Annotated in this window: 22 protein-coding genes and 1 pseudogene; 10 read left to right on the forward strand and 13 right to left on the reverse strand. The window is 58.3% G+C overall.

The annotated features are described in order from the left end of the window. On the forward strand, positions 1 to 213 hold a 213-nt coding region (locus EOC94_RS34405; protein ID WP_210212101.1), incomplete at its 5' end, for a hypothetical protein. Positions 214 to 220: 7 nt separating this feature from the next. On the opposite strand, the gene EOC94_RS30135 is transcribed toward EOC94_RS34405, so the two are convergent. The 10 genes and pseudogenes from EOC94_RS30135 to EOC94_RS30180 form a co-directional block, all read right to left on the reverse strand. Then, on the reverse strand, positions 221 to 508 hold the full coding sequence (locus tag EOC94_RS30135; protein ID WP_127295153.1) for a hypothetical protein: 288 nt from the start codon (positions 506 to 508) through the stop codon (positions 221 to 223). Positions 509 to 865: 357 nt separating this feature from the next. After that, positions 866 to 2,920: a glycosyltransferase gene (locus EOC94_RS30140; RefSeq protein WP_245465686.1), complete on the reverse strand. Its 2,055-nt coding sequence runs from the start codon at positions 2,918 to 2,920 to the stop codon at positions 866 to 868. Between the two features lie 158 nt (positions 2,921 to 3,078). Next, positions 3,079 to 3,534: a hypothetical protein gene (locus EOC94_RS30145; protein WP_127295157.1), complete on the reverse strand. Its 456-nt coding sequence runs from the start codon at positions 3,532 to 3,534 to the stop codon at positions 3,079 to 3,081. 656 nt (positions 3,535 to 4,190) lie between these two features. Further along, positions 4,191 to 6,281, reverse strand: a complete 2,091-nt coding sequence (locus EOC94_RS30150; protein ID WP_127295185.1) for a caspase family protein — start codon at positions 6,279 to 6,281, stop codon at positions 4,191 to 4,193. A gap of 294 nt (positions 6,282 to 6,575) precedes the next feature. Beyond that, the gene (locus EOC94_RS30155; RefSeq protein WP_095488655.1) at positions 6,576 to 6,980 is read right to left on the reverse strand and encodes a hypothetical protein; all 405 of its coding nucleotides are present in this window, start codon (positions 6,978 to 6,980) and stop codon (positions 6,576 to 6,578) included. After that, entirely contained in the window at positions 6,977 to 8,296 is a 1,320-nt protein-coding gene (locus tag EOC94_RS30160) for a recombinase family protein (protein WP_127295187.1), read from the reverse strand. Before EOC94_RS30160 ends, EOC94_RS30155 begins: the two co-directional genes overlap by 4 nt. 2 nt (positions 8,297 to 8,298) lie before the next feature. After that, a pseudogene (locus EOC94_RS34870) lies at positions 8,299 to 8,556 on the reverse strand (DUF2924 domain-containing protein); the annotation flags it as partial. A gap of 77 nt (positions 8,557 to 8,633) precedes the next feature. Beyond that, the gene (locus EOC94_RS30170; RefSeq protein WP_095488657.1) at positions 8,634 to 9,143 is read right to left on the reverse strand and encodes a ferritin-like domain-containing protein; all 510 of its coding nucleotides are present in this window, start codon (positions 9,141 to 9,143) and stop codon (positions 8,634 to 8,636) included. 545 nt (positions 9,144 to 9,688) lie between these two features. Next, on the reverse strand, positions 9,689 to 9,865 hold the full coding sequence (locus tag EOC94_RS34240; protein WP_023801603.1) for a hypothetical protein: 177 nt from the start codon (positions 9,863 to 9,865) through the stop codon (positions 9,689 to 9,691). Positions 9,866 to 10,368: 503 nt separating this feature from the next. Further along, positions 10,369 to 11,292, reverse strand: coding sequence for a hypothetical protein (locus EOC94_RS30180; protein ID WP_126106630.1), 924 nt, complete (start codon positions 11,290 to 11,292; stop codon positions 10,369 to 10,371). Between the two features lie 416 nt (positions 11,293 to 11,708). Between EOC94_RS30180 and EOC94_RS30185 the strand changes: the two genes are divergently transcribed. Further along, on the forward strand, positions 11,709 to 12,881 hold the full coding sequence (locus EOC94_RS30185; RefSeq protein ID WP_126106629.1) for a glycosyltransferase: 1,173 nt from the start codon (positions 11,709 to 11,711) through the stop codon (positions 12,879 to 12,881). A gap of 2 nt (positions 12,882 to 12,883) precedes the next feature. Next, the gene (gene glf, locus EOC94_RS30190; RefSeq protein ID WP_127295159.1) at positions 12,884 to 14,050 is read left to right on the forward strand and encodes a UDP-galactopyranose mutase; all 1,167 of its coding nucleotides are present in this window, start codon (positions 12,884 to 12,886) and stop codon (positions 14,048 to 14,050) included. Between the two features lie 23 nt (positions 14,051 to 14,073). On the opposite strand, the gene EOC94_RS30195 is transcribed toward glf, so the two are convergent. After that, positions 14,074 to 15,222, reverse strand: a complete 1,149-nt coding sequence (locus EOC94_RS30195; protein ID WP_126106627.1) for a beta-glucosidase — start codon at positions 15,220 to 15,222, stop codon at positions 14,074 to 14,076. A gap of 1,548 nt (positions 15,223 to 16,770) precedes the next feature. Between EOC94_RS30195 and EOC94_RS30200 the strand changes: the two genes are divergently transcribed. Then, on the forward strand, positions 16,771 to 18,231 hold the full coding sequence (locus EOC94_RS30200; RefSeq protein WP_206437519.1) for a hypothetical protein: 1,461 nt from the start codon (positions 16,771 to 16,773) through the stop codon (positions 18,229 to 18,231). Between the two features lie 151 nt (positions 18,232 to 18,382). On the opposite strand, the gene EOC94_RS30205 is transcribed toward EOC94_RS30200, so the two are convergent. Then, entirely contained in the window at positions 18,383 to 19,654 is a 1,272-nt protein-coding gene (locus EOC94_RS30205; RefSeq protein WP_245458039.1) for a YihY/virulence factor BrkB family protein, read from the reverse strand. A 935-nt stretch (positions 19,655 to 20,589) separates the two neighbouring features. Between EOC94_RS30205 and EOC94_RS30220 the strand changes: the two genes are divergently transcribed. The 5 genes from EOC94_RS30220 (at position 20,590) to EOC94_RS30240 (ending at position 23,914) form a co-directional block, all read left to right on the forward strand. Further along, a complete protein-coding gene (locus tag EOC94_RS30220) occupies positions 20,590 to 21,312 on the forward strand; it encodes a Crp/Fnr family transcriptional regulator (protein ID WP_126106625.1) in 723 nt (240 codons plus the stop codon). A gap of 138 nt (positions 21,313 to 21,450) precedes the next feature. After that, a complete protein-coding gene (locus EOC94_RS30225) occupies positions 21,451 to 21,654 on the forward strand; it encodes a hypothetical protein (protein WP_127204572.1) in 204 nt (67 codons plus the stop codon). A 324-nt stretch (positions 21,655 to 21,978) separates the two neighbouring features. Next, positions 21,979 to 22,647, forward strand: coding sequence for a hypothetical protein (locus EOC94_RS30230; protein ID WP_127295161.1), 669 nt, complete (start codon positions 21,979 to 21,981; stop codon positions 22,645 to 22,647). Then, positions 22,644 to 23,039 carry a phage holin family protein gene (locus EOC94_RS30235; RefSeq protein WP_127295163.1) on the forward strand — a complete coding sequence of 132 codons (396 nt, stop codon included), beginning with the start codon at positions 22,644 to 22,646 and terminating at the stop codon, positions 23,037 to 23,039. The genes EOC94_RS30230 and EOC94_RS30235 overlap by 4 nt, the downstream gene beginning before the upstream one ends. Then, positions 23,036 to 23,914: a hypothetical protein gene (locus EOC94_RS30240; protein ID WP_127295165.1), complete on the forward strand. Its 879-nt coding sequence runs from the start codon at positions 23,036 to 23,038 to the stop codon at positions 23,912 to 23,914. Before EOC94_RS30235 ends, EOC94_RS30240 begins: the two co-directional genes overlap by 4 nt. A 41-nt stretch (positions 23,915 to 23,955) precedes the next feature. Here EOC94_RS30240 and EOC94_RS30245 read toward each other — a convergent pair whose 3' ends face one another. Continuing rightward, the gene (locus tag EOC94_RS30245) at positions 23,956 to 24,174 is read right to left on the reverse strand and encodes a KTSC domain-containing protein (RefSeq protein ID WP_095486909.1); all 219 of its coding nucleotides are present in this window, start codon (positions 24,172 to 24,174) and stop codon (positions 23,956 to 23,958) included. 277 nt (positions 24,175 to 24,451) lie between these two features. Between EOC94_RS30245 and EOC94_RS30250 the strand changes: the two genes are divergently transcribed. Next, complete coding sequence (locus EOC94_RS30250; RefSeq protein ID WP_127295167.1) at positions 24,452 to 24,874, forward strand: YidB family protein; 423 nt, start codon at positions 24,452 to 24,454, stop codon at positions 24,872 to 24,874. The last annotated feature ends 649 nt before the right edge of the window (positions 24,875 to 25,523 follow it).

The following is a 25,523-nucleotide window of genomic DNA, read 5'->3' on the forward strand; positions in this document are numbered from 1 at the left end:
CGACGGCGGTCGCGCCATCGCCGACATCTGCCGAAATCCGAAATCCCCATAGCCATCGCCTGTGGCCCGCGGGTTCCTTCCTCGGGGACTTTCGTACGCCTGCCGGCGCCCGAAACTCTTCACGAAAACGGAACGTCCGCTGTCAGGGCGCTGCACCACGGCGGCGACGAGCCCGACACGATGTCGCAGGCGATCGACGGGGCAAGGCCGTAACCTGACTCTATGCTCTCTTCACGATTCTCGGTTTAGTCCGTCGGCGGGGTTGAGCAGCGCCCTCAAGGGCCAAGGCCAACCGCTTCTCGTCTTCGATGGCGCGATCGACTGCCTCAATTTCCTCTTGGAGCGCCTTCAACTCGGCTCCGTAGCTGGAGCCGTCGCTGTCCCCGATCTGAAAGCCACTTGCCCGCATTGCGTCGCGAGTATGGTGCACGTTACGGACACCTTCGCGTCGAGTCGTGACCAGGATTTCCCTGAACTCTCCAAGACGTTCAACGTGATTGCGAGTCATTGCGTTCTCCTATTTCGTCATCGTCGCCGTCAGAACGGCTAAAACTTACGGAGATACTCTCGACAAAGCATGAGTGCGGAAGCTCAAATTTGAACGTCTTGCAAGATGCTAGACTAGACTCTTCGGCCGAGCGCGTCTGCTGCTCGGCGCGCTTGCTGGTCCATCCAGCTGACGATTCTGGCTCGCGAGGGTCCGTTTTGAGCGCACAGCTACGCTGGTCTCAATGTCCAATAAGCGGCGCAAAGCTGGACTGCAGCCTTGCAACGGAAGCGGCCGCTCGGCGACAGCAATTTGACGGGTCAGACGGACGACGACACCGTTGAACGACACTAACAGAATATTTGCTCAGCCGCGACGTCAGGCACCTTTGGTGATGTCCCAGTCGGTTCGGAGAATCCTGGCGTGGTCTTCGATGAAGTCCGCGATCTGGTCGGCGCCGTTGGTCCAGATGATAGAACTGCAGCGCGCTGCCATGCTGTCGCGCTCGGTAGGGTCGAGCAGCCGCTCAACGAAGCTATCAACATGTGGGAGGCCATGGTCGCGCCGCATCAGTAGGCCAAAACCGCCGAGCTCGGCCCAGCGTGCACGGTTGAGCTGCAGGTCCATCTCGTCGGCCTCGTTGGGCACAAACAAAGTCGGGACTGCGCCAAGGATATTCTCATGGAAAGTGTTATAGCCAGGCGCGACGACCGCGGCGTCGAATGCGCGACTATAGCGGAAACTCGGGAACAGCTCGACGATCCGATGCCTCGGACCGACCGGCTCGTCGGGTGCGAGATCGGCGCGGATCGGCGAGCGGATATCTAGCACCAGCGTATCCGGACGGTCGAGCAGAGCTTTAAGAACGCCGTTGCGGACGCCGCGCATGTCGAAATTGCTGCCTGAGCCGAGTTGCAGGGCGACGACAGTCATGCCTTCCGGCAGGTCGAGGAATAGGCGCGCAGCAGTGCGCTCCAGGCGCTCGTTGGGTTCCAGATACAGGACCGGCGGGACCAAAAAGACCTTGTCGCGCATCTCCTTGGTCGGGCCGTGATCGAACTCGTCCGCCAACTCTCCTGGCTCTATCACGGCGTCAAAAGCGTTCGCCATCTCCAGGAACCCTCGGTGCGATTCCCTCCACATCGGCCTGCGCACCCAGACCGAAAAAAGGTTGGGGTCCATGGCAAGCGCTGCGGCGACACCGTCGAACACGGCTGTCGCGTCATAGGCAAATACGGCGGGGCGCAGATGACTGATTAGGTCGAATAATTCCTCGGCAAGCACGTCGTTCCAGTCCTCGGGCGCGGCATCGATGCCGCGGTGATAGGTTAGGAAGTGGGCGTGATAACCCTCATTGGCTGCAATTCTCATGGCGTAGGACATCGTCGCAAAGACGGGCTTCAGCCCCTCCGGCAACCGCTGAGCGACAGCCATCTGCTGTGCAAGATGCCCCATTCCGATGCCGTTGGTGGATGCAAACAGCACGTGACGTATCGGCAATGGCTGGATCATCGACGCTCGCTCGACTGCCGAATCTCGTGGCCTGGCAATGCCGAACAACCTCTCAAGGCGTTGCTGGAAGAGGTCGGCTGAATGGTGCCGAGAAACGAAATCCTTGGCCAAGGCCGATTGCTGAGCGTAGGCCTCTACGTCGTTGATGAATTTGTCGATGACCCGCTCAACATCTCTCGGCGCCGCATAGACTGCTGCGTCACCGAATAATGGCTGGAAGTGTATGGGGAGAATCGTGACGAGCCCTACCGCGAGCGCTTCGAGGATGGTGCGGCCAAAAGCCTCCGACCAGGAATCGCTATGATAATAGACATAGAAATCGAGCCCTTGGAGAAACTCGGGGATGCCGGTCCATGCAAAGGGTAGTATTTCCCAGTTGGCCGGCAGCTGGCCATAAAGTTCTTCGAGGAAGGAATCGCCGCCCACGATCCTAATGGTGTAGCGTGATTGATCTGCAGGGTAGATGCGCAGCGCATCGGCGACGCTGCTTGGCCATTTCAATTTGTCCGGACGGGCATGGCGGCCAATGACCACTGGATTATGCGGTGGGCCGTTTGCCCTGCGAGGCCAGTCGTCGAGATCGATCAGATTGGTCCAATCTTCCGACAAGAGTTCGGCGCCCGTAGGCAAACGACGGGGCAAAGCATCGCGAACGATGGCGCTGACGGGGGCGAGCAAAACATTGACGCCAAACGCCCAACGACAATTATTGATGATGCGCGCTAGGTCATACTGCAGCTTCCCTAGCCGGTCGACCATAGGATGATGGAGAACCATGACCAGGTGTTTGGCCCGGATGCTGATCCGCCTGGTGACGCAGTTGGACATTATCGTCGGGTGGTGGAGTAGGACAAGATCGGCCTCGACCTTCGTTTCCGGGTCGATCCGTTCTGTAGCGCCGTCATCGAGCAGCGCCCGCAAGTCGGGATGCATCGGGTAGGGATGATCCAGCAATGGTCCCTTCACTGCCAGCAAGCCGGTCTTGAGACCCGCGCGGGCGGCCGCTTGGATTTCCACCGCGAGCGCCGTGGACGTGCCGCCTTCGAAGCGGACATCGGCGATGAATAGAATGTTCAGCTTCATGACTTGAGAGTATCCGGCGCCTTGCGGACGGTTGTCGCTGGCGCCGCTTCCAGGAAAGTGTCGATTGTCGTGCCGTAAGCCAGGACACGGCGGGGGCGCCATTTTGCAAGAATGAGCCCCCAGCGCCCCCGCAAATAAGCCTGCCAGGGCATGTCGGTTGCATGCAGCCGCTGTTCTATTAAAGGGGGCAGATACTCGAAAATTACGCCATGACGGCGGAACATCGTGAAGTCCGAATTGTTGGTCAGATAAACGAGCCTATCGTTCTTTCTCGGAAGCCTGCGCTTGGTGGTGACGATGATTTCTTCGAGAAGATCTGGATTTACATCAAAGGTTGTTATAATAATAGTCGAGATTTGTTCTTTAGATTTGTATATATAAATATTACCTGGGTTTTCAACTTCCGGCTTTTGCTTACCTCTTCGAAGGAAAAATTCTGTGAGTTTTCTCATTGATTGGCGCTCATTTTGAAGATGCTTAGCCTACCAATGACGATTTATGCGTGTCAAACGTTCAAGCTATGCGGCGCGCCGTGTCTAACGTTCGCTGTCTCGAACCAGTCTAGCAGCATATGCAACGGGGCGAAAAGCCCTCGCAACGGCGGCACACTCCAGTTACATGCCTTCGCCAATCTCCGTCGGCGGCTTCGTCAATTTGCAAGGCCGGCGCATTCGCCCGCGTGGCCTTGACTGTAGGGCAGTTCGCGTATTTCTTGTTCTGGCGTGCCGTTGGAACTTCCTGATGCTGGGCAGCGGCCGTTCTACTTCGGCCAAGTCTTGAGGAGCGACGCAGATGGCAAGATCGCTACTGTCACGGATTGCTTCGGCTGCCGCTCTGGTTTCCACTTCAGTCATGCTAAACGGCTGCGGGACGATTGCAGGGAGGCCCATTATCTGCGTCTTCGTCTCGGACGGACGGTGCGCTAAGGTCACCAAGGCGAATGCGCCTCGACGCGACCAATCAGCGTCGGAGCGCCGCAATTCTCAATATTGATCAACCGCCTTTTTCCGGCGGCGTTGCCGGGTGCCGTTATAAATGTTGGGTTTTTGGCTTCTGACAATCGGTAGTGACGCAAGAATTTCGAATTTCGTGTAATATTGGTCAGATGTTACGGTCCATTCTGTTTGATAAATAGTTCAACTTCTGTGTCTATTTTTTCTCGCGTTGCGCGGTTTATTTTCTCGGCAATTTCTACCTTTGCCTGCTCCCCCTGATCGGCCCGTAGCCTCGCGGCGAGCGAGGCGTTGAAATAAGCTCGTTGCAGGTTGGGCTTGCCCCCGGTGAATAAACCGTCGCGATGCCCCCACGCGAGACGGACATAGGCGTACTCATTTCCCCTGTTTGCGGAAAGCTCGAGGAGGGTCATGGCGCGGCGGGGATCGGCAGCCAGCTTACGGTCGCCCTTCAAATATAGCTGTGCCATAAAATAGGGCGCGTACCTGTTGCCCATTTCGGTTGCGCGCTGCAACAGGCCGAGCCCTCGTGGCACGTCCTTTTTCACGCCTTCCCCCGCGACATAAGACTGTCCCAGATTCGCCATCGCATCGATCTGGCCGGTGTCGGCTGCTGCTGCATACAACGAGGCTGCCTGGACGAAGTCTTGCTTGACGCCGGTGCCGAGGCGGTATGCGTCGCCGAGCGCGGTGATCGCATTCGCCCAGCCGCTTGACGCAGCCAAGCGATACCAAAGAATGCCTTCCTCCGGCAGCTTGGGCACGCCCTGGCCGGCAATATAGGCTGAGCCGATGTCGGTCCTGGCTCTGAGATTGCCAAGCGCAGCGGCCCGAACGTAAAAGTCGAACGCACGACCGTAGTCGATCTCGCGCCCCATTCCGACACGTGCCATATAGCCCATGTTTATGAGCGCAGCACTGTATTGCTGCTTGCCGGCAAGCTCATAGTAGTGTTCAGCCCAATCGTAGCGCCTGGCAATTTCCAGAACACGCCCGAATTGAAACTGCAGGCGCGGGTTGTTGATGTCCGCTGCAAGGTCGAAGCCGCATGCCCTGAGCGCATCGCGAACGTTGACCAGCCCATTGGTGACGCCAGGGACAGAACGCTGTGGGTCGTTGGGATCTGCCGCATAGAGGTCACAATTCGTCACGAGCGCCTTCATGCCCTTTTGAGTGTCGGGCAAAACCGATGGCCATACGCGAAACGTTTCACTGACGGCGCGTTCTCCTGCCTGTTGGAAAACAAACTCGGCGCTAGCCGCCTGGCTCTCACCGACGACCAAAATCTCGTCCTCGATTGAAGCGGATCTCAGAGGGCCGCGGACGAAGGCGCCGCGCTGGGAAAGCGACGCCAGTTGTACCTTGCTCTTCTCCGTTGCCTCTGCGGCAAAGCGGCTCTGCGGAAAGACTTTTGCGAAACGGCTAAAATCGTCCGGGTTGGGGCTATCCTTGATGAAGGCCCACAATACCGCGTCGATGGTCAGGCCGCCGCTTGTCTCAACCGGCGCCTGCCCCCCGCTGACCGCTGCGCTACTGTGCTTGAACACAAATTTCGTTTCAATCGAACCGGTGATCCAGGGTATCTGAAACCCACCTGTTGCCTGGCGGACGTCGCCTCGCACCGTCCTGAACGTGTCGTAGACATCGAGGTCCGGCGTTTGCAAAGCGTTGGCGAGGGCGGAGGAATATGGGCTGTTTATGCCTGTGCCATCATAGGCGACTTCTCCAGCACTTGTCGCGAAGGCAACAAGCACCTGGCCGCTTCCCGATTCTGTGTATGCCAGTCCCTCGTCCAGTCCCTTGTTCTTCGCGGCAGGGTTACTTCGGCAGGCATCGAGGATGAAGAGCTTCACCCCAACCGGGTCGTCCTTGACGATATCGATGAGATCGTTGAGCCGCATCGCATCGGCAACGATTTTCTTTGCGGAGGACGTGGCGATGTCGACCGGCAGCAGCAGGTTCTGACGATCGAACTGCAGTGCATGGCCGGCATAGTAGAATATCGCCATATCTGCACCCACGAGATGCGCTGCAATTGCGTCCTTCAAGTCCTTGGTGGCAGCTTTTTTGACATCGTAGAAAAGCAGCACATTGAAGCCGAGCTCGGTCAAGGTATTGGCAATAAGCTTGGCATCGTTGCGGGGATTTGTAAGGGGAGCGAAGGCGTAGTCACCGTTACCGACGACAACGGCCGCGCGTCTCTCGGCGTGGGCCTCAGCGAGCCAAAGCAGGCTGAACGCGGCCATGAACGCGAACAGGAAGCCTCGCCTCAAATGATTGGAAAGCACCGTCGCAACCTGCCTTCTCAGCGTTTTTCCAAGGGGAAAAATCCGCCCAATCATAGCCCGAACAATGGCAAATTCCAACGGACCTCGTTTTTGCTCTAGATCACTGCTTCGGGGCGCGCTTGGTTCGGTCGATAACGAAAGGTGCGCTTCTGCAATAGGGGCAACTACGATGTCCGCGGCTCGCGCTGGCTACGTCTGCTATCGGGCGATAGCAAGATTGATTCAACGGCCGATGTGAGGCGCAAAGCGGACCTAACATAGCAGCGCCCGTTGTGCGTGCCATTGCGCCGGTACCGGTTGAAGTAGATCAGCGGTGGTCATCGTGGCTGGTTGGTGCCCGTCGAGGACCGTCTCGACGATTGCCGGAGAAAGCAGCGTCAGTTGCAAGAGACGATTGACATATGAGGCGCTGATTTTCTCTACCTTGGCGATATCCTCCGCGCTCGCGTAGGCGCCCTGCTTCAGCATCTGCTGCCAGCGATAGGCGCGTGCGATCGCCTTGACGAGTGTATTGTCGACGCGTGGCCGAGCAGAGGCCCAACGCTCCTGGCCGACCGGCGCGACGATCAGCTTGCGCCCTCCCCGCTTGCGAAGCGTCAGCGGAACTTGGACGGTGATGATGTTGGTGTCGCTGCCGGTGTCGCTGTTGGTTATCATGTTGCGCTCGGGACATTTTGACGTTGAGCGAGATCGGCCGCAAGACCGACCAATCCCTCGGTGCGCAGGCGGATGGAAAGGCTGTCCATTGTCACGTCCACGCGTTCGACCAGCAACCGGACGATGCGTGCCTGCTCGGCGGGGAAGAGTTCATTCCAGAGCGGATCGAGTCCGAGCAGCGCCGCCCTCACCTCGTCTTCACTGATCTCGGCATCGTGTTCGCGCCCTGCTTTCCAGGTGGCGATGATGATCTCGGGAGCACGGAGGAGGACGCGCAACTGATCAATGACGGCTGCCTCGACCTCGGCCGCTGGCAGGCGCCCAACTGGGCATGCGCCAGTACCGTGCTTTAGCACCGATTGGCTAACATAGTAGCGGTAGAGCTTGCCTGCCTTGCGCGTATGGGTTGGCGACATCGCACATCCCGTCGGCCCAAATAGAAGACCCTTCAGCAGCGCCGGTGTCTGCGCGCGAGTGTTGGCTGCGCGTTTCCTCGATCCATCTGACAGGATAGCCTGCACCTTGGCCCAGAGGCCGCGGCTGATGATGGCCTGGTGTTCACCAGCATAGGAGGCACCCTTGTGCACGGCTTCGCCGACATAGACAGGGTTGTTGAGCAGCTTGTAGATTACGCCCTTGTCCAATGGACGGCCGCGACGGGTTAAAATCCCTTCGGCCGTCAAAATCCTGGAAAGGGTTGTTGCCGAGCCGGTCGAGATAAACCGCTCGAACACCATGCGGACATTTGCCGCCTCAGCCTCGTTGACGACCAGCTTGCGGTCCTTGATGTCGTAGCCGAGCGGCGCCCAGCCGCCCATCCACATGCCACGCTTTCGCGATGCGGCGAACTTGTCACGAATGCGCTCGCCAATCACCTCGCGTTCGAACTGCGCGAAGGAGAGGAGGATGTTGAGCGTAAACCTACCCATTGAGGTGGTGGTGTTAAAGCTCTGGGTCACCGAGACGAAGGTGACGTCGTTGGCATCAAAGGCTTCGACCAGCCGCGAGAAGTCCATGAGCGAGCGTGACAGGCGGTCGATCTTATAGACCACGACCACGTCGACCAGGCCCACGTCCATGTCGGTCAGCAGGCGCTTCAAGGCAGGGCGTTCCAGCGTCGCACCAGAGATCCCGCCATCATCGTAGTGATCGGGCACCAGAACCCAACCAAGGGCCTTCTGGCTGGCCACAAAGGCCTCACAGGCCTCGCGCTGCGCATCGAGCGAGTTGAACTCCATGTCGAGCCCCTCCTCGCTGGACTTGCGGGTGTAGACCGCGCAGCGCACCTTGCGGACGATGGTCTTCGGGCCCGCCATGTTCATGACCGACCCCTCGCCTTGCTGCAATGGTTCTTCAGGCCGAAAAACAGCCAGCCGTTCCAGCGCGTGCCGGTGATCGCGCGCGCGACTGAGGACAGCGACTGGTAAGGCCTGCCTTGCCATTCGTAGCCATCAGCAAGGACCGTCACGGTCTGCTCTACGCCCTGCCATTCACGCAGCAGTTGGGTGCCGGCAATTGGACGATCCTCACCGCGGCGGCGTCGCACCGCTACTTCGCCAGGCCGAGGCAGACGCCGCACTGGTTCTGTTTCGAGCACCGCGCCGAAGGGGAGCGGTTTCTGTAGGCAGCAATCAATCAGAATGTCCGCCTACGTCACCGTTTCGCGGCATCGGAATCCCGCTCCTCGCGTCTGAGGAATTCACTGGTGACGGTGCCGAGTTTGCTTTCCAGCCATTCAGCCATCGCCTCTTCCTCGCGCAGGTTTGCCTTGCACGCGCTTTGGGTCTCGGAATCGCCGACCTCGCCGGCTGCGGCGATGAGCATTTTGTAGCTTGCGATCTCCATATGCTCGAATGTGTAGCTGGCCAGCGATCCTTTCATCACCTCGTCGCCTGCGAACAGGCCGCTGATGCTCTGTCCCATGGCGATTAGCTTACCGCCGGCGTCTTTAAGCGTTGATGATCCTTCCCCCATGCGATCGAGGCATTGTTCGAGACGTTTTGCCTGTTGCCTCGTTTCTTCGAGGTGCAGCGTCATCCGGTCGCGTAGCTCGGGATAGTTTTCGAGACGTTCGATTTGGCCGCTCAACATCGTCTCGGCCTGTTCTTCCATGGCGTGAGCGTCGCGAAGCCACTGCGTCAGACGTTCCTTGGAGTCGGTCATGTCTGTCTCCGTTGGTCAGCATAATTTTACTGCCATCGCAACGCCGCCACAGACCGTTAGTTCCGATCGCTCGATAGCTTGGTCCCCAACCGGGAACAAACACTCAACGACCGGCGTTTCTTGCACGAGGACCGGACTGCCGCTCTCCTCGGTCTGGGTGTGAAAGCCCGCTTTCTTTTGCACGTGCAGCGGGGGGCTCGAAGGCTTTCAAATGCCGCGCCCGCGTTTCAATCGCACCTGCCTCAGCCCTCACGATCTGGCTGTTTGTGAACGCGTCTTTGATCAGGTTTGCGCAGATGAATAAATCGACCTTTTTAGCCGGGATGTGGAAGTCTTAGCTGTGACGATTGTCGCGGTTTTCCGAAACATTAGTAACCGATGAGTGCAATTTGCTGGAGGCAGTCCGGTTGGGTTCGTGACGCGGCATTGGCCAAACATCGATAATGAAGGCCAACCAAGCGGCTGGCTTGTTTGCGACGACGGCTCGATGGAGTCGGCGGACTTCATCCACTTTGATGACGCTACGCTTTGAAAGCCAGGGCGTCTCACCTCTTCTTGGTGGCTGCCGATGCGTTCTGCCCAGCCTTCCCACTTGCTTTGGCATCCTTGGAATGCGCCGCCAAAGCGGGCCCGGCGCCGGTGTCTTTCTGCATGTTTCCGCTGCTCGATTTCGCAGGGTTTGCTGTTTTGAAACTCTTGAGCAGTTTGCTGAAGAAACCCATGGTCGCCTCCATTAAAGCACCGGTAGGCAGAAATGCCCCGCTACCTCCTTGGTTCCGCGGAATCTGATACTGTCGCATTCGACTTGGCCGAATTGCTGTTGATGCCCAGTGCAGCTTCTCAGAGGGACCATCGACACTGCGCAGAGCAAGGCAGAGTCTCACCAGCGAAGGGACTAGCGAAGGCTGGATGGCGCAGCGCCTTTGCACTGGGCGCGATTTCGCGCAACGCTCAAAGCGGGCTATGAAGAGAGTGAGAATTCCCCGCTACCTTTCGGGCAGCGGGGTTCCTCGATCAGAGGCGGTTGAGGTCACGAGCCCGATCCCGCTCGATCTCGTCGGGAGTATAGTCTTCCGCCTCGGCGTCAAATCCTGTCCAACCGCCGGCCTCGTAGTCTCTGCGACGTTCGGCTAAGTCGACCGATCTGGATTGATTGAGGATCGCTCGGCACGCGGCAGCAACCCGATTACAAAGATGATTATCTGAAGTGGGCTGGTCGTCCCTGTTAGGCGACTCGTGAAAGGACTTGCTGATCCAGGTCGCACCTAGCCAGTCCGAAACGCCAGCGATGGTTCGTTGCCTCACGTCTGCTCTGGTAGAACAAAGTCAGTTTCCCGCCCTCGATCATCACCGTCGAATGGCCGTTTTCCCCAGGCTCACCAGGATCAAGCACAGGGCCGACCGACACGTAGGGACCCTGGACGTCGTCGGCGATGGCGAAGAATACGCGCTGACGACTTCCGCGCGGAACGTCGGGAAGGAAGCAGGTGGCGTTGAGAAGCACGCGACCATCGGGCAATTCGACCAGTTGGGCGCCCTCGATGCCCCATTCGTAGTCCGGATGCTCGCGCGCGTTGTGATGGGGAACGTCGAAATGGTCCAATATCTTGCCGAGACGTTTCCACGGCCCGAACCAGGAATCGGATTGGCTGCGCGCCAGATAGACGTCAGGCTGCGGCACCCTGGTGAATTTAGGCATGCCTGAATAGACGATGTAGCGCTTGCCGCCGATGATCGCCGGATGGGGATCGTAGATCCCGTCCTCATCGGTGTCCGGCAGGGACAATATCGCCGGATTCAGCACCACCCAATGAAAGCCATCGTTGGACACCGCATGCTCGCAACGTCCGCCGGACTTCAGGAATTCGGTCTGGATGAACATGTGGAAAACGCCGCATTCATGGATGACGCCGGGCGCCGCTATGCCCGATCCGGTTACCGCCAAGTCGAGCGCCTCATGCTCAGTCCACGGCCCCAAAAGGTCCGGAGCCGTGGCATGTAGTATTTTCCAGCTCTCGGTCGTGACAGTGCCGCTGGAACCGAAGACGTGCCAAAGCGTGCCGTCGAACACCGGACAAGGATCCTTCAGATCATCCACGGACCGCGGGTGAAACAACGGAAAGACGTTGGTTTCAAAGTTGAACTTCATTCCTTGCGGGTCTCTCACGGTGCTGCCTGCATCGACCCATGCGTCGGGCCATCTGTGGCGACCAAAACGAATCATGCGCAGCTCATTAACTCTTATACCTGCGCTCATGAATTGTTGTTGAACGGTTGAGCGGATTTTCAGCCGTTCTGTGGCAATGCGCCACATTTGGCGAGATCTGAAGCTGCAAGGGCCTTCGCCTTGGCCGAGGCGACGTGTCCGTCGGGTGTTGGTAGCAGCGCCGCTTCTCTTCGAACAATCGCGCAAGTGGCCAGCCCGGCGGCTCCAGCCAATTAAAATCCGTGGAACAACTTACTCAAATGAAAGTTAGATGTACGGATGACGCTTCAGCAGGAGCGTTATTCGATTAACATTTGTTAATCCGAAGAATTATAAACTATAGCTAAAGGGATTCTTACATGAAAATAGCGGGCCGCAAAAAAAATAAATCAAATATCCCCCTAAAATCGTTTATTTTACTTTGCTTTTCTCACCTCAGGTGGGATTTCGTACATCAGCGCCCGCAGCATATTTTGACGCACGCCTCAAAGCAGCAGCAGCTAATTTACTTTGAGGAGCCGATCTACGAAGAAATACGCTGTCCTTCGATGCGGGTGAACAATCGGTCTGCAATGATCACAATCGTAACCCCGGTGCTTCCGGCCGGCATCTCCGCGACAAAGGCAGACGCCATCCAGCGCAGGTTCGTCAACCAGATCGTCAACTCAACTCCGCATGACCGTCTGACCATATGGTACTACACGCCCATGGCGCTGCGTTTCAGTGACCATATAGCCTGCGATGTATGCGTCTACGACTGCATGGATGAACTCTCCGCCTTCAAGAACGCGCCGGCAGAGTTGCAGCAGATGGAAAAAGCGCTGTTCCAGCGCGCTGATGTCGTGTTCACGGGCGGGCAGAGTCTGTACGAGGCCAAACGAAGCCTCCACAAGTCGATTTTTCCCTTCCCCAGCAGCATAGACGTTGCGCATTTCCACAAGGCAAGAGAGCCCGGCGATGACCCTGTAGACCAGGCAGACATACCTCACCCGAGAGTAGGCTTCTTCGGGGTGATCGACGAACGGCTCGACGTTGAAATGATCGCACAGGCGGCCGCGGCAATGCCCGAAGTGCATTTCGTCATGCTCGGCCCGGTGGTCAAGATCGACCCGCTAAGCCTGCCGCGCGCAAGTAACTTACATTGGCTGGGTGCCAAGTCCTACGCCGACCTACCTCGCTATCTCAGGCACTGGAGCGCCGGCTGGATGCCCTTCGCGCTCAATGAGGCGACACGCTATATCAGCCCGACCAAAACTCCTGAGTTCCTGGCCGCCGGACTGCCGGTGGCCTCCACGGCGATTGTGGACGTCGTGCGCACCTATGGTGCCGAAGGCCTGGTCGACATTGTTGACGCCGACGACATCGAAACCAAGCTTCGGTCCCTTCTGTCACGTCCCCGGAATTTCCTGTTGAAGGAGGTCGATGCTTACCTTGCTAACATGTCCTGGGAACGAACGTGGGACGCAATGGCTGCCCATATTCAGCGCGCCTATGCAATGAAAAGCATTGTGCCTTTGCGCCGGGGAGCCTGACCATGTTCGATTGGTTGATTGTCGGCGCCGGCTTCGCTGGCAGCGTGCTCGCTGAACGCATCGCATCGCAACGGCAGGAAAGCGTCCTGCTCATCGACCGGCGAAACCACGTCGGCGGCAACGCTTATGACTGCTATGACGAAGCGGGGATTCTGGTCCACCGCTATGGGCCGCATATATTCCACACCAACGCCCGATCGATCATCGACTACCTCTCGCAATTCACCGAATGGAGGCTTTACGAACATCGCGTACTGTCGTCGGTCGACGGAAAACTGCTGCCGATACCGATCAACCTCGACACGATCAATCGCCTGTACTGTCTTGAATTGACGCCCGAGCAGTTGGAGGAGTTCTTCGCATCCCGGCGAGAAACGGTCGAGGAAGTCCGGACCGCCGAAGACGTGGTTGTGAGCACCGTTGGCAGGGAACTCTACGAAAAATTCTTTCGCGGCTATACAAGGAAGCAGTGGGGCGTCGATCCAGCCCAACTAAGCAAGTCCGTGACTGCGCGGGTCCCTACCCGGACCAACCGCGATGATCGCTACTTTGGCGACACTTTCCAGAATATGCCGGCTGGCGGGTATACACGCATGTTCCAGCGCATGCTGGACAACCCAAGGATCAAGATCATGCTGCAGACCGATTATCGCGAAATTCGCGACAAGATCCCCTTTCAGCGGATGATCTACACCGGGCCGATTGATGAATATTTCGACTGGAGCCTTGGTCGTCTGCCTTATCGGTCACTGCGGTTCGAACACGTGACGCTTGATTGCGAGCAGTTTCAGCCGGTCGCCGTTGTCAACTATCCGCAGACGGAAAACTATACCCGCATTACCGAGTACAAGCATCTGACCGGTCAGCAGAGCCCGAAGACCAGCCTGACTTACGAATATCCAACCGATATCGGCGATCCCTATTACCCGGTGCCGCGGGCGGAAAACGAGGCGCTGTACAAACGCTATAAAGCACTGGCAGTGGCATGCCCCGACGTGTGGTTCGTCGGGCGCCTAGCCACGTACCGCTACTACAATATGGATCAGGTTGTCGGTCAAGCTTTGGCGACGTTCGCGCGCATTCAACAGAGCCTGCCGGCAACCGGCACCGTGCAGATGCTTACGCAGCGGACGGTGCTCGGCCAACATTCGGAGCAGTTCCCCACCTAAGTGGCCCGCTCCTTCTTCGACCGCTACGAAACACCTGTCGCGAACAATCTGCGCTGGCGAGCCAATTCATCGGCAACCGGCTGGCGAAGACTGCGCGAACCGTCGGCATGAATCGTAGAGAACAAGCCGACTTCCGCGTGGCGCAAATTGTCCCACCCGGGATACGCGGTCACCGGGTACAGACATATACCCTGAACCGGGGCACCACGGCTCATTGCGTCACGGACCTCATCGCAAACATAATGGAGCCATGCCGGCCGGCCTGATCCTTCAGCGCCTGTCTCGGCGATGAACATGGGCTTTCTGTAGCGCTCTGCGACTTCGACCAACATTTCGGAAAGCGCCCGATATTCGTGGTGGCCCATCGGTATCGTTGGGCCCTGAAAGTACCATTGGTTGTGCGGATAAAAGTTAAGTCCGATGACGTCGACACAGTCCTCGCTGCCGCCCAATTCAGGCTCGGCACGGCCCGTCAGCATGTCATAGGCTTCAAACTGGCCCTGACGAACATTTTCCGCGCGCCGCTGCTCGGCACGACTACGGTCACGGGGCCCAACATGAATTAGCGGTTCAGCCCATATGAACCGGCAATCAGGTTCGGCATCGCGCATCGCCTTGACGCCGGCAACCGCTGCCCTCACAAGCTGTCGCTTGAACCATCCCCGCTTCTTCGGCCCCACGCGTGGGAAATAGCCGACCTCTATCGCCCATGCGAAAAATGAGATCTCATTGATCGGGCACACCAGGGGAGCTACTCCCGTGACGGAGCGGTGGACCCGGACAGCTTCAGCGGCGAAGCGGACATAGGCTTCTGTAAAGTCTGGGGCGCCTTGGTCTACGTGATCTGGTGAGCCATAGTGGAAGATATCCCAGACGACCTGCACCCCCGCCGCGTGGGCTGCTTCGATCATTGAGATCCAACCCGACCAGTCGAAGACTCCTGGCGCTGTTTCAATCAGGTGCCAGCGCAAGCCGTCGCGGATCGTGCGAAGCCCAAGGGCAGCACAGCTGCGATAGTCGCCGAGAGCATGTTTGTCGTGTGCGGTTGCGCGAATCAAATCGAGGCGCACTCCGTCGCCGCGCCGATGCGAGGAACATTCGAAGCCAGCCATGAAGAAACTGGCAAACTCGGACGGATATTCGCCTGGCAGACGCGCCGGCTCGTTGCTCATACGTGCAACCCGTCGGCCAAGGCTCGCGCCAGCGCTTTCGCTAAGCGATCGGCCATTGCTAGTTTCGACCTCCACCACAATTTCATTCGGGCCGCCATCACGTCGCCTCTGAGTGGTACGGGTGCAAGCGTCGAATGTTGACCAAGCGAGCGTGAGCGGAGCCGAGTCCAGGTATTGTCGGTGAGCAGAGGTCGACCTCAGGATGACAGACTGGTGCTCTCAAGCCGAGCCTCGTTCATCGTCGTCGCGCTGCATGGTCTCTCCTAATGGAATCCGAGGAAGGAGAATATCGCTAGCAAGACAACGATACATCCGATGAGATGGCGCAATCTCCCCCACATTGCGTACCGAACTTGCCTGCGACCGTGAGGTTCCCCTTCGGCTGAAATATTTCTGGTTGGGCGGGCGACCCGCTAACTTACCATTTCTGCTCTTTATCCACGAAGCGACGCACGGCTATGATAATATATTGCAGGCGGCGCCCGCACTGAATCACCCCAAAAGAGCCCATCAGAAGGAACTGCTTTAGAGGCGCCGCACGTGCGGTCACGCCCCCGTTTCAATTGGTTGGTCGGCCGGTTCTTCTCGCTCGGCAATTTCCATCAAATATCCTGTGTTGCGCCCCGCACCGGGCCCAGTTCGGTGCGTTTCGTGCATGGGTCGCATCAAGGGTCTCGGACATGTGATCATTGCCTCCTCGCGTTCGGGGGGAAGTGGATGAGCATCGTCCAAAGGGTCAGTCCAGTTCTAGATCAGGCGATTGCCGCAATCCTCAGTAGCGCGGACCAGGGAACACCGTCTGGATCAAAGCGGCAGTGAACCAAATTCGGCAGGCTGCGCCTGATTTGGTCGCGTCCAACGACGAGATAACCGAGGCTATCGGCGAGGCGGCTACTGCCCTGGGCCTGTTCGTGGCTTTCGATGAGCGCGAGTAGTATCCGTTTAATCGAGCGCGTACTCTGAGCGCCAGCTCTGAAGCGTCTATCCAATCAAATAATTAAGGTTATGGCAACGCTAGATAAAGACGTTTGTTCAGAGAGTTGATCATGTCGAGCTGCGCGATCTACTAGTTAGGAGCGCAATCAAACTCTGCCACCGAAGCTTGTCGTGTTAGCGAGGAGCTTCAGCAGCCGCTTGAGCGGCGAGAGCAGGAATTGCCTGACGAGACCCGCGGCTGCCCCAAGTTCCCCTTCATGGCTCTCCACTGATTCACCCCTCCGGTCTTCGTCAGGACCGACCGACTTGGATTCCCTAGGGGATCAACCACGTCAAGGGAGCCTTTGAGCAACTCATGAACTGCCCAAGAAGGTGCCTAAGTGGAAGAAAGCGGTCCAGTCCTGCATAGATGCATTTGGGACCGGATGATCCCACCAGGAGGTGCGTCAGGCCTTCGAGGCTGCCGCTAAGATTCCTTCGCTCCGACTAGGGCAGCAGGGCATCCTTGTACCGCAAAATGGGACGAAAGGATCCATTGGCCTGCCAAGCCCGGCGAAACATTTTGCCACCGCGGCAGTTATACTGCTCCGCGGACGAAAATTCGAGCATGCCTTGAACGATACTAGATTGGCGATACCGCTGGTCGGCGAAGTAGAAGACTCTGCGCCGAGATCGGCTGCGGGCCTGCCTTGGATCAAGGTGGCTGGTTCCTATTTCGTCACCGAGGACGGCGAGTCATGGACACCGATCGGGCAGAATGATGCGGTAAGCTGGCCCGAACTCAATGGCCTGTTCCGGCGCGCCGATATGGCCGGCGTGGAAGATCATCTCCGTTGGTTGAAGGAAAGCGGCGTCACCTGCCTCAGGCTGATGCTGGAATATGCCCAGGTTCGCCACCGCTATTTCGAGAAGCCGCAGGGCCGCTTCGTGCCGGCGATGGTGCAACTGTGGGACGACCTCTTCCGTCTTTGCGAAAAACAGGGTTTGAGAATCCTGCTCACCCCCTTCGATACGTTCTGGCACTGGCGCCATTGGCGCCACCACCCCTACAACCGCAATAACGGAGGCGTGCTGGACCACCCGTCGCGATTCCTGGTCTGCACCGATACACGCCGCGCGATCAAGGCGAGGCTGGAATTCGTGGTTCGCAGATGGAGCGGCAGCGGAGCCCTCTTCGCATGGGACCTCTGGAACGAGATCCATCCCGAGCAGGCTCAGGGCAGCGCGGACGGCTTCGGCGCCTTCATCCATGATCTCAGCGATTTTGTGCGCCGCCTGGAAACGTCACTTTACGGCCGCTATCACCCGCAGACCGTCTCGCTGTTCGGACCTGAGCTTCGCTGGCGGTCCCACATGCCGCTGCCCGAGCCGATCTTCCGCCACACCGACCTCGATTTCGCCTCCCTCCATCTCTACGAGGAGGGCACGATCGACGACCCCAGTGACACGGTGGCGCCGGCGCTCGGCATGGCGCGGATCGTGGGAAAGGCGCTTGGCGAAATCCGTGACGGCCGCCCTTTTCTCGATTCCGAGCACGGCCCGATCCACTCGTTCAAGGACAAGAAGATCACGCTCCCCGAACCTTTCGACGATGAATATTTCCGCCATTTGCAATGGGCTCACCTGGCGGCGGGGGGCGCCGGTGGCGGCATGCGGTGGCCGAACCGCACCCCGCACGTGCTCACCCCCGGCATGCGGCGGGCGCAGCGTTCGCTGGCCGATTTCCTGCCTTTGATCGACTGGGTTTCGTTCCGGCGTGCCCATCTCGGCGACCAGATGCGGGTTTCCGGTCCCGACGGCGCGGCTGTCGCCTGCGGCGACGATTCCCAGGCAGTGGTCTGGCTGGTTCGCCGCGACACGATCGGGCGAAACGGTATGCTTCGTGCCGGCGCTGTGCCGGTTCCGGCCGCCTTGGAGCTGCCCGGGTTGGCTCGCGGCACCTATCGCGTCATCGCCTGGGATACCAACGCCGGCAGGCAAACAGCGGAATGGCAAGCGAATTCGGACGGCTGGCTGAAGCTTGATGTGCCGCCGTTCTCCGCCGATGTCGCGCTTGCCATCCGCGGGGTCTGAGCAGGATGGGGACTGCGCCTGAAGGTATTCATACGCTCGCGATCTGACTTGCCATAGCCCGTGATGAGCCGTCCTTGCAAACTCGTCGCCAATGCTGATGTCAGTGATTGCGCCAAGCGAAGTTGCGCGGAGATTCCAAGTGATCTGCGCGCTAAGTGTTGTGCTCGCCCGAACGCGACTGCTGGTCGGCGGCATCGGCCGATCCGCCCAGCGTGTCGGCGACCGTGGCACCTCGCGCACCCATCGGCTGCTGCGCACCTGTGGTGGTGTCCTTGGCGGTCTGATGCTCCATCTCGGCATTCAGCTCCGCGCCCACAATCAGGACAATCACGGAGATCCAGGTCCACATCATCAAGCCGATGACTGCCCCCAGGGCTCCATACGTCGCGTTGTAGTCGGCGAAGTTTTCAAGGTAATAGGAGAATCCTATCGAGACTGCGATCCAGACCACAGCCGCGAGGAAGGCGCCCCATGTTGCCCATTGCCACTTTGCCCTTTCGCGGCTGGGGCCGTAGCGATAGATCAGCATAAGCCCGAGGCCGACCATGATCAGCATCATCGGCCACCGAAAGATCCGCACAAGGGCTTCGGTCCAGCCGCCGAGGTTCAGCAGCGCAAGCATGGCCGGCACGATCCCCACCGAGACGATAAACCCAACACCGATGAGGATGGCGCCAAGTGTGAAGCCCAAGGCCAGGAGATTCAGATGGATAAAGCCGCGCTTTTCACTCTCCTCGTAGGCGATGTTCATGGCTTCGAATAGCGTCTTGATGCCGTTGCTGGCGCTCCACAGTGCGACGGCAAGGCCGAAGATGAAGCCGAAGCTGAGCGCGCCAGTGTCCTGGGCGGCCAAGGACCTAAGCTGTGATCTGATAACGTCCAAACCGCCCGAAGGAAGTACGCCGCCAAGGAACGAAATGTGCTCAGCGATGGTCTGAGGATCGGCGACAAAACCGTAGATGGACACGAACGCGGCGAGCGCGGGAAAGAGGGCAAGGAGCAGATAGAATGCGGCCCCGGCCGCGATCAGCATAACACGGTCCTCCTTTACTTCAGCAAAGACCCGCCACAGCACGTCTTTCCAGCCACGGCTGGGAATCTGTGACGGCCATTCGGCATTGCGTCCGCGGCCCTCCCGTTCGGCCCGCCGCTCAAGTTGCACTTGGTTTTCGTAAGCGTCGTCGGTTGTTTTCTTCGACATTCTGCCGGCCCGGAGCATCTTCTTCGCGGGGCAAACGTGTAATAGCGCCAAAGGATGCAGGTGCAGACCTGCGCTCACAAATAAACATCCGCCGACTGCAGAAACACTACGCCATTCCCATGCGACGAGTTGATTTAATAGCAACACTGCCCTGCCCACGACCCTCAATGGCTTGTTCGAGCGACCAATGAGAATACGCCAGCTTTCCAGCATGTCGGCCATTCGCGGCAGTCGGCTGACTGCGTTTTAACTTAGCGCGGCCGGCCGGCGCGGATTATGGCATGGGCGATCGCGAGCTGCGCCTCTCTCGGCGCGTCCAGCCGGCCTCTAGCATGCAATCGACCATCGCTTGAAAGCCAGGCTCCATCGCCTCCTGACAGTTGAAGCTGGGCGACATCGCGGACCCTGCACATGGCTAATTACCCGAACTCACCCCAGGCAATTACTCGTGCAGACGCAACTCAAAACTTGCGGCTCATAACGATCTGCGAGCGGTAGCTGTCGAACTTGGCCTCGTGAATCCAGTCGTCACCTTGGGGCGGCTTGGCTACCAGGTAGGCATCGGCGGAATGAACTTGAGCCGGCCGGCGCGGCACTCACAGGTTTGCCCACCTGATCGAGTCTGGGTCGGCGGTATATATTAGCTAGACGGAACATAACGTGATTCTAATGGAAGGCGGCAACAAATGTTGCTGATCCGCGTTGCGCTTGATCTGAAGGCCAGCCAGGGAGGAAATCAAAATGGCCGACGACAAGTGCAATCGAGGTTCTGGGGCGGAAACGCGTCGCGGGTGACGAAAAATATGAGTTCTGCTATTTCGCCACTAAGTTCGGCCTCTCAATACCGCAGGATCCGCGACCTTTTGGCAAGCACGGTAATGGTCGCGAGACCCTGTGTCGGGAGGCTGGGAGGCTCGGAACGCCGTGACTCAAAAAAAGAACGATTCTCGAACAATGACCAACCTTTCACAACTAGGGCCGCCCATTACAGGCAAGCTACATAGCGAAGAGGTCGAGCATGAGAGCGATCATTTCTATCTGGGTTCGAGAGGCGGCAAAGTTGTAGATGCTCGGGACCTGCGGCAGGTCATCTGGCACGACCAGCCGAGGCACGAGTCGCTGGAACTCAATTCCTGATCTAGTCAAAAGGGGCCGCGATGTTCGGCAAAGACCTCTTGGTTCGCATGCTCGACCGCCGCGACACCCTGCCGCCAGACGAGATCGCGCTTATTGAGGCTCTTCCGGTCCGGCCGGTAACTTTCAGACCCGATGAAGAGGTCGTCAGGGAGGGTTCCCGCCCGGCCGAAAGCTGTCTTGTCGCGAATGGTTTCGCAGTTCGAAACCAGGCTATTCGGGATAAGCGTCAAATAACGGCAATTCACGTGCCGGGAGACTTTGTCGATCTGCATAGTTTACTGCTAAAAGTGATGGATCACAGCGTGAGCGCCCTGGGCTCGTGCGATGTAGTTTTCATTCGACACAAAGACCTGCTCGCAGCAATGGGTGAAAGTCCACATCTCACCCGGATGCTCTGGCTTTCAACCACTATCGATGCCTCGATCCAACGAACTTGGATAACCTGCCTCGGGCGTCGCTCCGCCAAACAGCATCTCGCACATGTAATTTGCGAGTTGTATGTCCGCTTAGAAATAGTTGGATTGGCCTCTGACCAGACGTTCGCGATTCCACTGACGCAAGCGGAATTGGGCGACGTGCTTGGGTTATCAGTAGTTCACGTGAATCGGACGCTACAGGAACTTCGAGCGAGCGACCTGCTTAGCTGGAAAGACAGGAGGATTGTTATCCTGGATTTCCAGCGATTGGCGTTGCTGGCCGACTTTGATGCGACCTACCTAAATCTCTTTCATGAACCGCGGTGACCGCCTCGGCCGGGACGCGCCAGCGCGCCAATGCGGCATCAAGATTTCTTGCCAATTAAACAATGTGAATGAGCCCTCGCTCCGGATCGATTACTGCTTGGTTCAATAGGCACAGATGACGACCAAGAAGGATTGCACATGCGTGACCTCGAAAACCTCATCGAACAGTATGTAAATATTCGGAGGCGGCGCCATAGTTTCATATCGACGGGGCTCGCCGTTAAGGCGCTCAAACAGATTGTTCCGGCATGTTCGATCTCTGATTCCGACCTAGCGAACATGATTGCTGACCGTGCAATAGACTACAACCTTCCGGTGCGCTTTGATCTTAATGCGAGCTAGGCGTGGTGCTTCATTATACTAGCATACTAGCCTGACCATAAGCCCTTGAAGCCCATGCGCAGAGGCGCGGACCAATGTCCGCACGGCCGCCTGGGTCCGCGTCTTGGCACACGGCGTGTGCGAACTTCCCAAAGAGAGTTCACCAAGTTCACCGATTAGTGCGCTGTTGCTAATTTAGCCTGAAGTGATGGAACCTGTTGGCCGCAGGCAAGTTCGTTAGCCAGTGGAGGAGATTGCCACCATGAACAGTGTCATTTATCTCATCGGCCTTGTCGTTGTCGTGCTTGCGATCCTCTCCTTCCTCGGATTCCATTAGGAGATACCATGCAGCGCGAAGACGATCAGGGCCGTAGGCCGGCCGATTTCGAAACAGCCAAAAGCGAACTGTCCGAACGGTTCCAGCAGGAAACGCAGACCGCGACAGAGGCGCTACATGACGCTCGCGATGAACTCACCAGGAAGGCGGGCGATTACGCTTCGGAAGCGAAGCAGGAATTATTCAACAAGGCCGAGGGAACACAGCGCGATATCAGCTCCAACCTAAAAGCTTTTAGCGGAGCGTTGCGAGCGGCAAGCGAGCATCTGGCCAATAATGATCAACGGACCGCTTCGAAGCTCACCCTTGATGCCGCCGGCGGACTTGAACGCCTTTCATCTTCGTTGAAGGACAAACCATTCGAAGATGTTCTTGGCGAGATGCGGTCGTTCGGCCGCGAAAACTCAGGGGCGCTGATCGCCGGTTCAGTATTGGCAGGCTTGGCGCTGGGACGGTTTATCAAGAGCTCGCCGCCCACTGCCCCGACCGAAACACAGACACGATCGCAAACAGGCGCGGGTTCAGAAACGGTTTCGAACTCGGATGAGAACGGAACGCGGTCGGCAGACGCATCTGAAGCGACGCCGCCCCGTTTCAACCAGCCAAGAGACGACAGGGCCGGCGATGACTTGGCCGGCGACGACTGGGCTGGCGCAAGCCTGGAGCAGAACCCATGACCAACAATCAGGAAAGTCGCGGCCTCGCAACCCTCGTCAGCGATCTGGCACAGCAGGTCACAACCCTGCTTCAAACCGAAAGTAGGCTGTTGCGGGCCGAAATTTCGGAAAAAATTAGCAAGGCCGGCGCAGGCGCCGCCGAGGTTCTGGGCGGCGCGATATGCCTTCTCGCGGCCTTGATAGTGCTTTTGCAAGCACTCGTAATCGCCCTGGCGAGTGCCGGCTTGGGAGCGGGATGGTCCTCGCTGCTGGTCGGGATCGTCGTCGCGATACTGGGAATCATTCTCTTGCGCTCTGGCACGAAAAGCATGGCTCCTTCCGAGCTGATGCCCGATCGCACACAAGACCAACTCAAGCGCGACGCGCGCGTGATCAAGGATCAAATCAGATGAGCGACAAATCCGCAGCCGAGCTTGAACGCGATGCCGACATCGCCCGGGCGAAAGTAGCAGACACCGCCGATTCGATCCGCAGCAAGATGACACCGGGTCAATTGATCGACGAATTTACCGGAATGTTCGCCGGCGAAGGATCCGCCATGCTTGGCAACCTCAAGTCGCAAGTCAGGGACAACCCGTTGCCGCTGACGTTGATTGGAGCCGGCCTGGCCTGGCTGATGCTCGGCAACGGCACGTCAGCGTCTAGTTCAGCTGCCGCCGCTTATCGGACAGGAACGGCTCCTGACGCTTTCTCCGACCTGAGCGGCGATGATTTCAGCCAGGGCAACGAAGGGTCCGGAATCGGGGCGATGATCTCCGATACCGCCGGTTCGGTTACATCAGCTGCAAGCGGCGCGGCCGAAGCTGCAACAAATGCTGTGACGGGTGCCAAGGAGAGGATGACAACAACCGCCGGCCAGCTCGGCTCAAGCGCCAGCGAGATAGCGGCTCGGACGCGCCAATCGGCACAGGACCTCTTCGAGCGCGAACCGCTGGCTATCGCCGCAGTCGGCCTTGCGCTAGGCACTGCTATCGGGGTGATGCTGCCCCACACAGCCACAGAGGACGAGCAACTTGGCGCCTACCGCGACAAAATTCGCGACAGTGCGGAGGAGGTTCTCGAAACGGGCCTGGAGCAAGCAAAGCAAGTTGCCGCCGAGGCCTACGAAACGGTCAAGGAAGAGGCCGACCGGCAAGGCTCGGGTGGAGATGCCGACACGCTAGCAGGCAAGGTCGGCAAAGTTCTGGAATCGACCGCAAAGCGAACCGAGGAAGCCATTCGCGATCGTTTGCCGGGGTCGTCGGACGAGTCTTCTACCACCTCATAGCGTCGCCACCAGCCTGAATGACGGGCGTGGTCCATAGGACGTCATCCGGCATCATCGCCGGTCGCAACCACACGATACCGGAAGTGATTGCGGATGTGGTCGTTGAAATAGCGGCCCTTGGCAAAGGCGGCTTTGAACGCGGCGAAGGTATCCGGCGGCACTTCCTCAAATTGGTAGCATTTACCGCTGGCCACGAACCACACCGAAAGGACTTTGCGCTCCGGATCGTATTCCGTTTTGCGTATCGAGGTGGACGGCATGACGGCGGCTCGATCAAAGGCATTCAACGATCGGAGAACCCGTCGAGTTCCTCGTTGGGAGGATTGGCGCAAGCTCAAGCGCGCGAACCGATCGAGACGATTGGCATCACGGATCGTCCATCAGTCTGCGCGGGGCGCGCGTGCTGGAGTCCCGCCAGAAGCCGACCGCGAAGCCGCAATCGCTCGGCTCACCGAACGGTAAATCAGCCCAGTAGCAATACAGTGGAACCTTTCAAAGCCGCATGCCTTGTCCCTTCTTCATGGAAGGAGATGCGAAATGAGCCTTGACATAGGAAAAGTCGCCATAGCCTTACTCGGCCTGCTTGCCTACAAGAATAGGGACAAGATCGGGGAGTTAATCGCAGGTAGGAACTCGACAGATCCCAAAAGCGCGGGCTCCCCCGGCGGCCTCGGCGATATACTGGACCGTCTCAGGAATGCGGGTGCGGGCGATCAGGTTGATTCTTGGGTCGGCAAAGGATCAAATCGCCCCGTTCAGCGCGATCAGGTTGAGAAAGCGATCGACCCGCAAACGTTGAGCGATCTCGCGGAGCAAACCGGATTGTCCCGCGACGAACTTCTCGACCGGCTCACAAGAGAACTGCCCGACGCGGTGGACAAGCTTACTCCCGACGGCCAGATGCCTGTGAGCAACAGTCCAACTCTCCTCGACGAAATACCAGGAGCTAGTCGCACCTAGCGCGAAAAACGCCCGCGCCTCCGGGAGAGGTCGCGGGCTGATCGGAGGGGACAATCCGATCTCGCAGCATTTCTATGACCACAGAAATATTGCGGCAGGACGAGAACGTCCTGCCCGGTGCCAGTGTTCCACACGGAAACAAATGAGCCCGCCGCACTTGCAGGTGCGATGGTCGATCAAGCGTTCACCCAGCGAGGGCTTTGATGACCGGCTACTCGCGACTTTCGAAAGCCACGAACAGGCCCAGGGCAGCAGCGACTTCAACGATCGCCTCGATTAGATGGTCGTCGCATGCGGTCAAATCAGGGGCAGACTGCCGAACGTGGTTTAATGCGGCTTTGACCGAGACGGTTTCCCTCAGTCCGCCCTGTTGAGGATTGCGGCAATCGCCAGTGGAGAAGGTTGGATTTCAGGTCCTCTCCCTCCGCCAGAAATATAGCTATGTGCCTGGCTTTACTACTATTTTCGGTTCGATTGAGCTTAGTTCCTAACTCCGGCCAACGATGGAAGCCGTTCGGTTAAGCTCGTAAGGCCACTCATCCTTGCGGTCTTTCTCGCCGGCGCCCATACTTTTTGCTCCGGCTACCGGCTCAAAGTGATTATCTGGGATAGCTCGGCGGAGCCGAGACGCCACTGGAGTCCGACAGGC

This window comes from Mesorhizobium sp. M6A.T.Ce.TU.016.01.1.1 (assembly GCF_003997065.1).
GTDB classification, from domain to species: Bacteria; Pseudomonadota; Alphaproteobacteria; order Rhizobiales; family Rhizobiaceae; genus Mesorhizobium; species Mesorhizobium mediterraneum.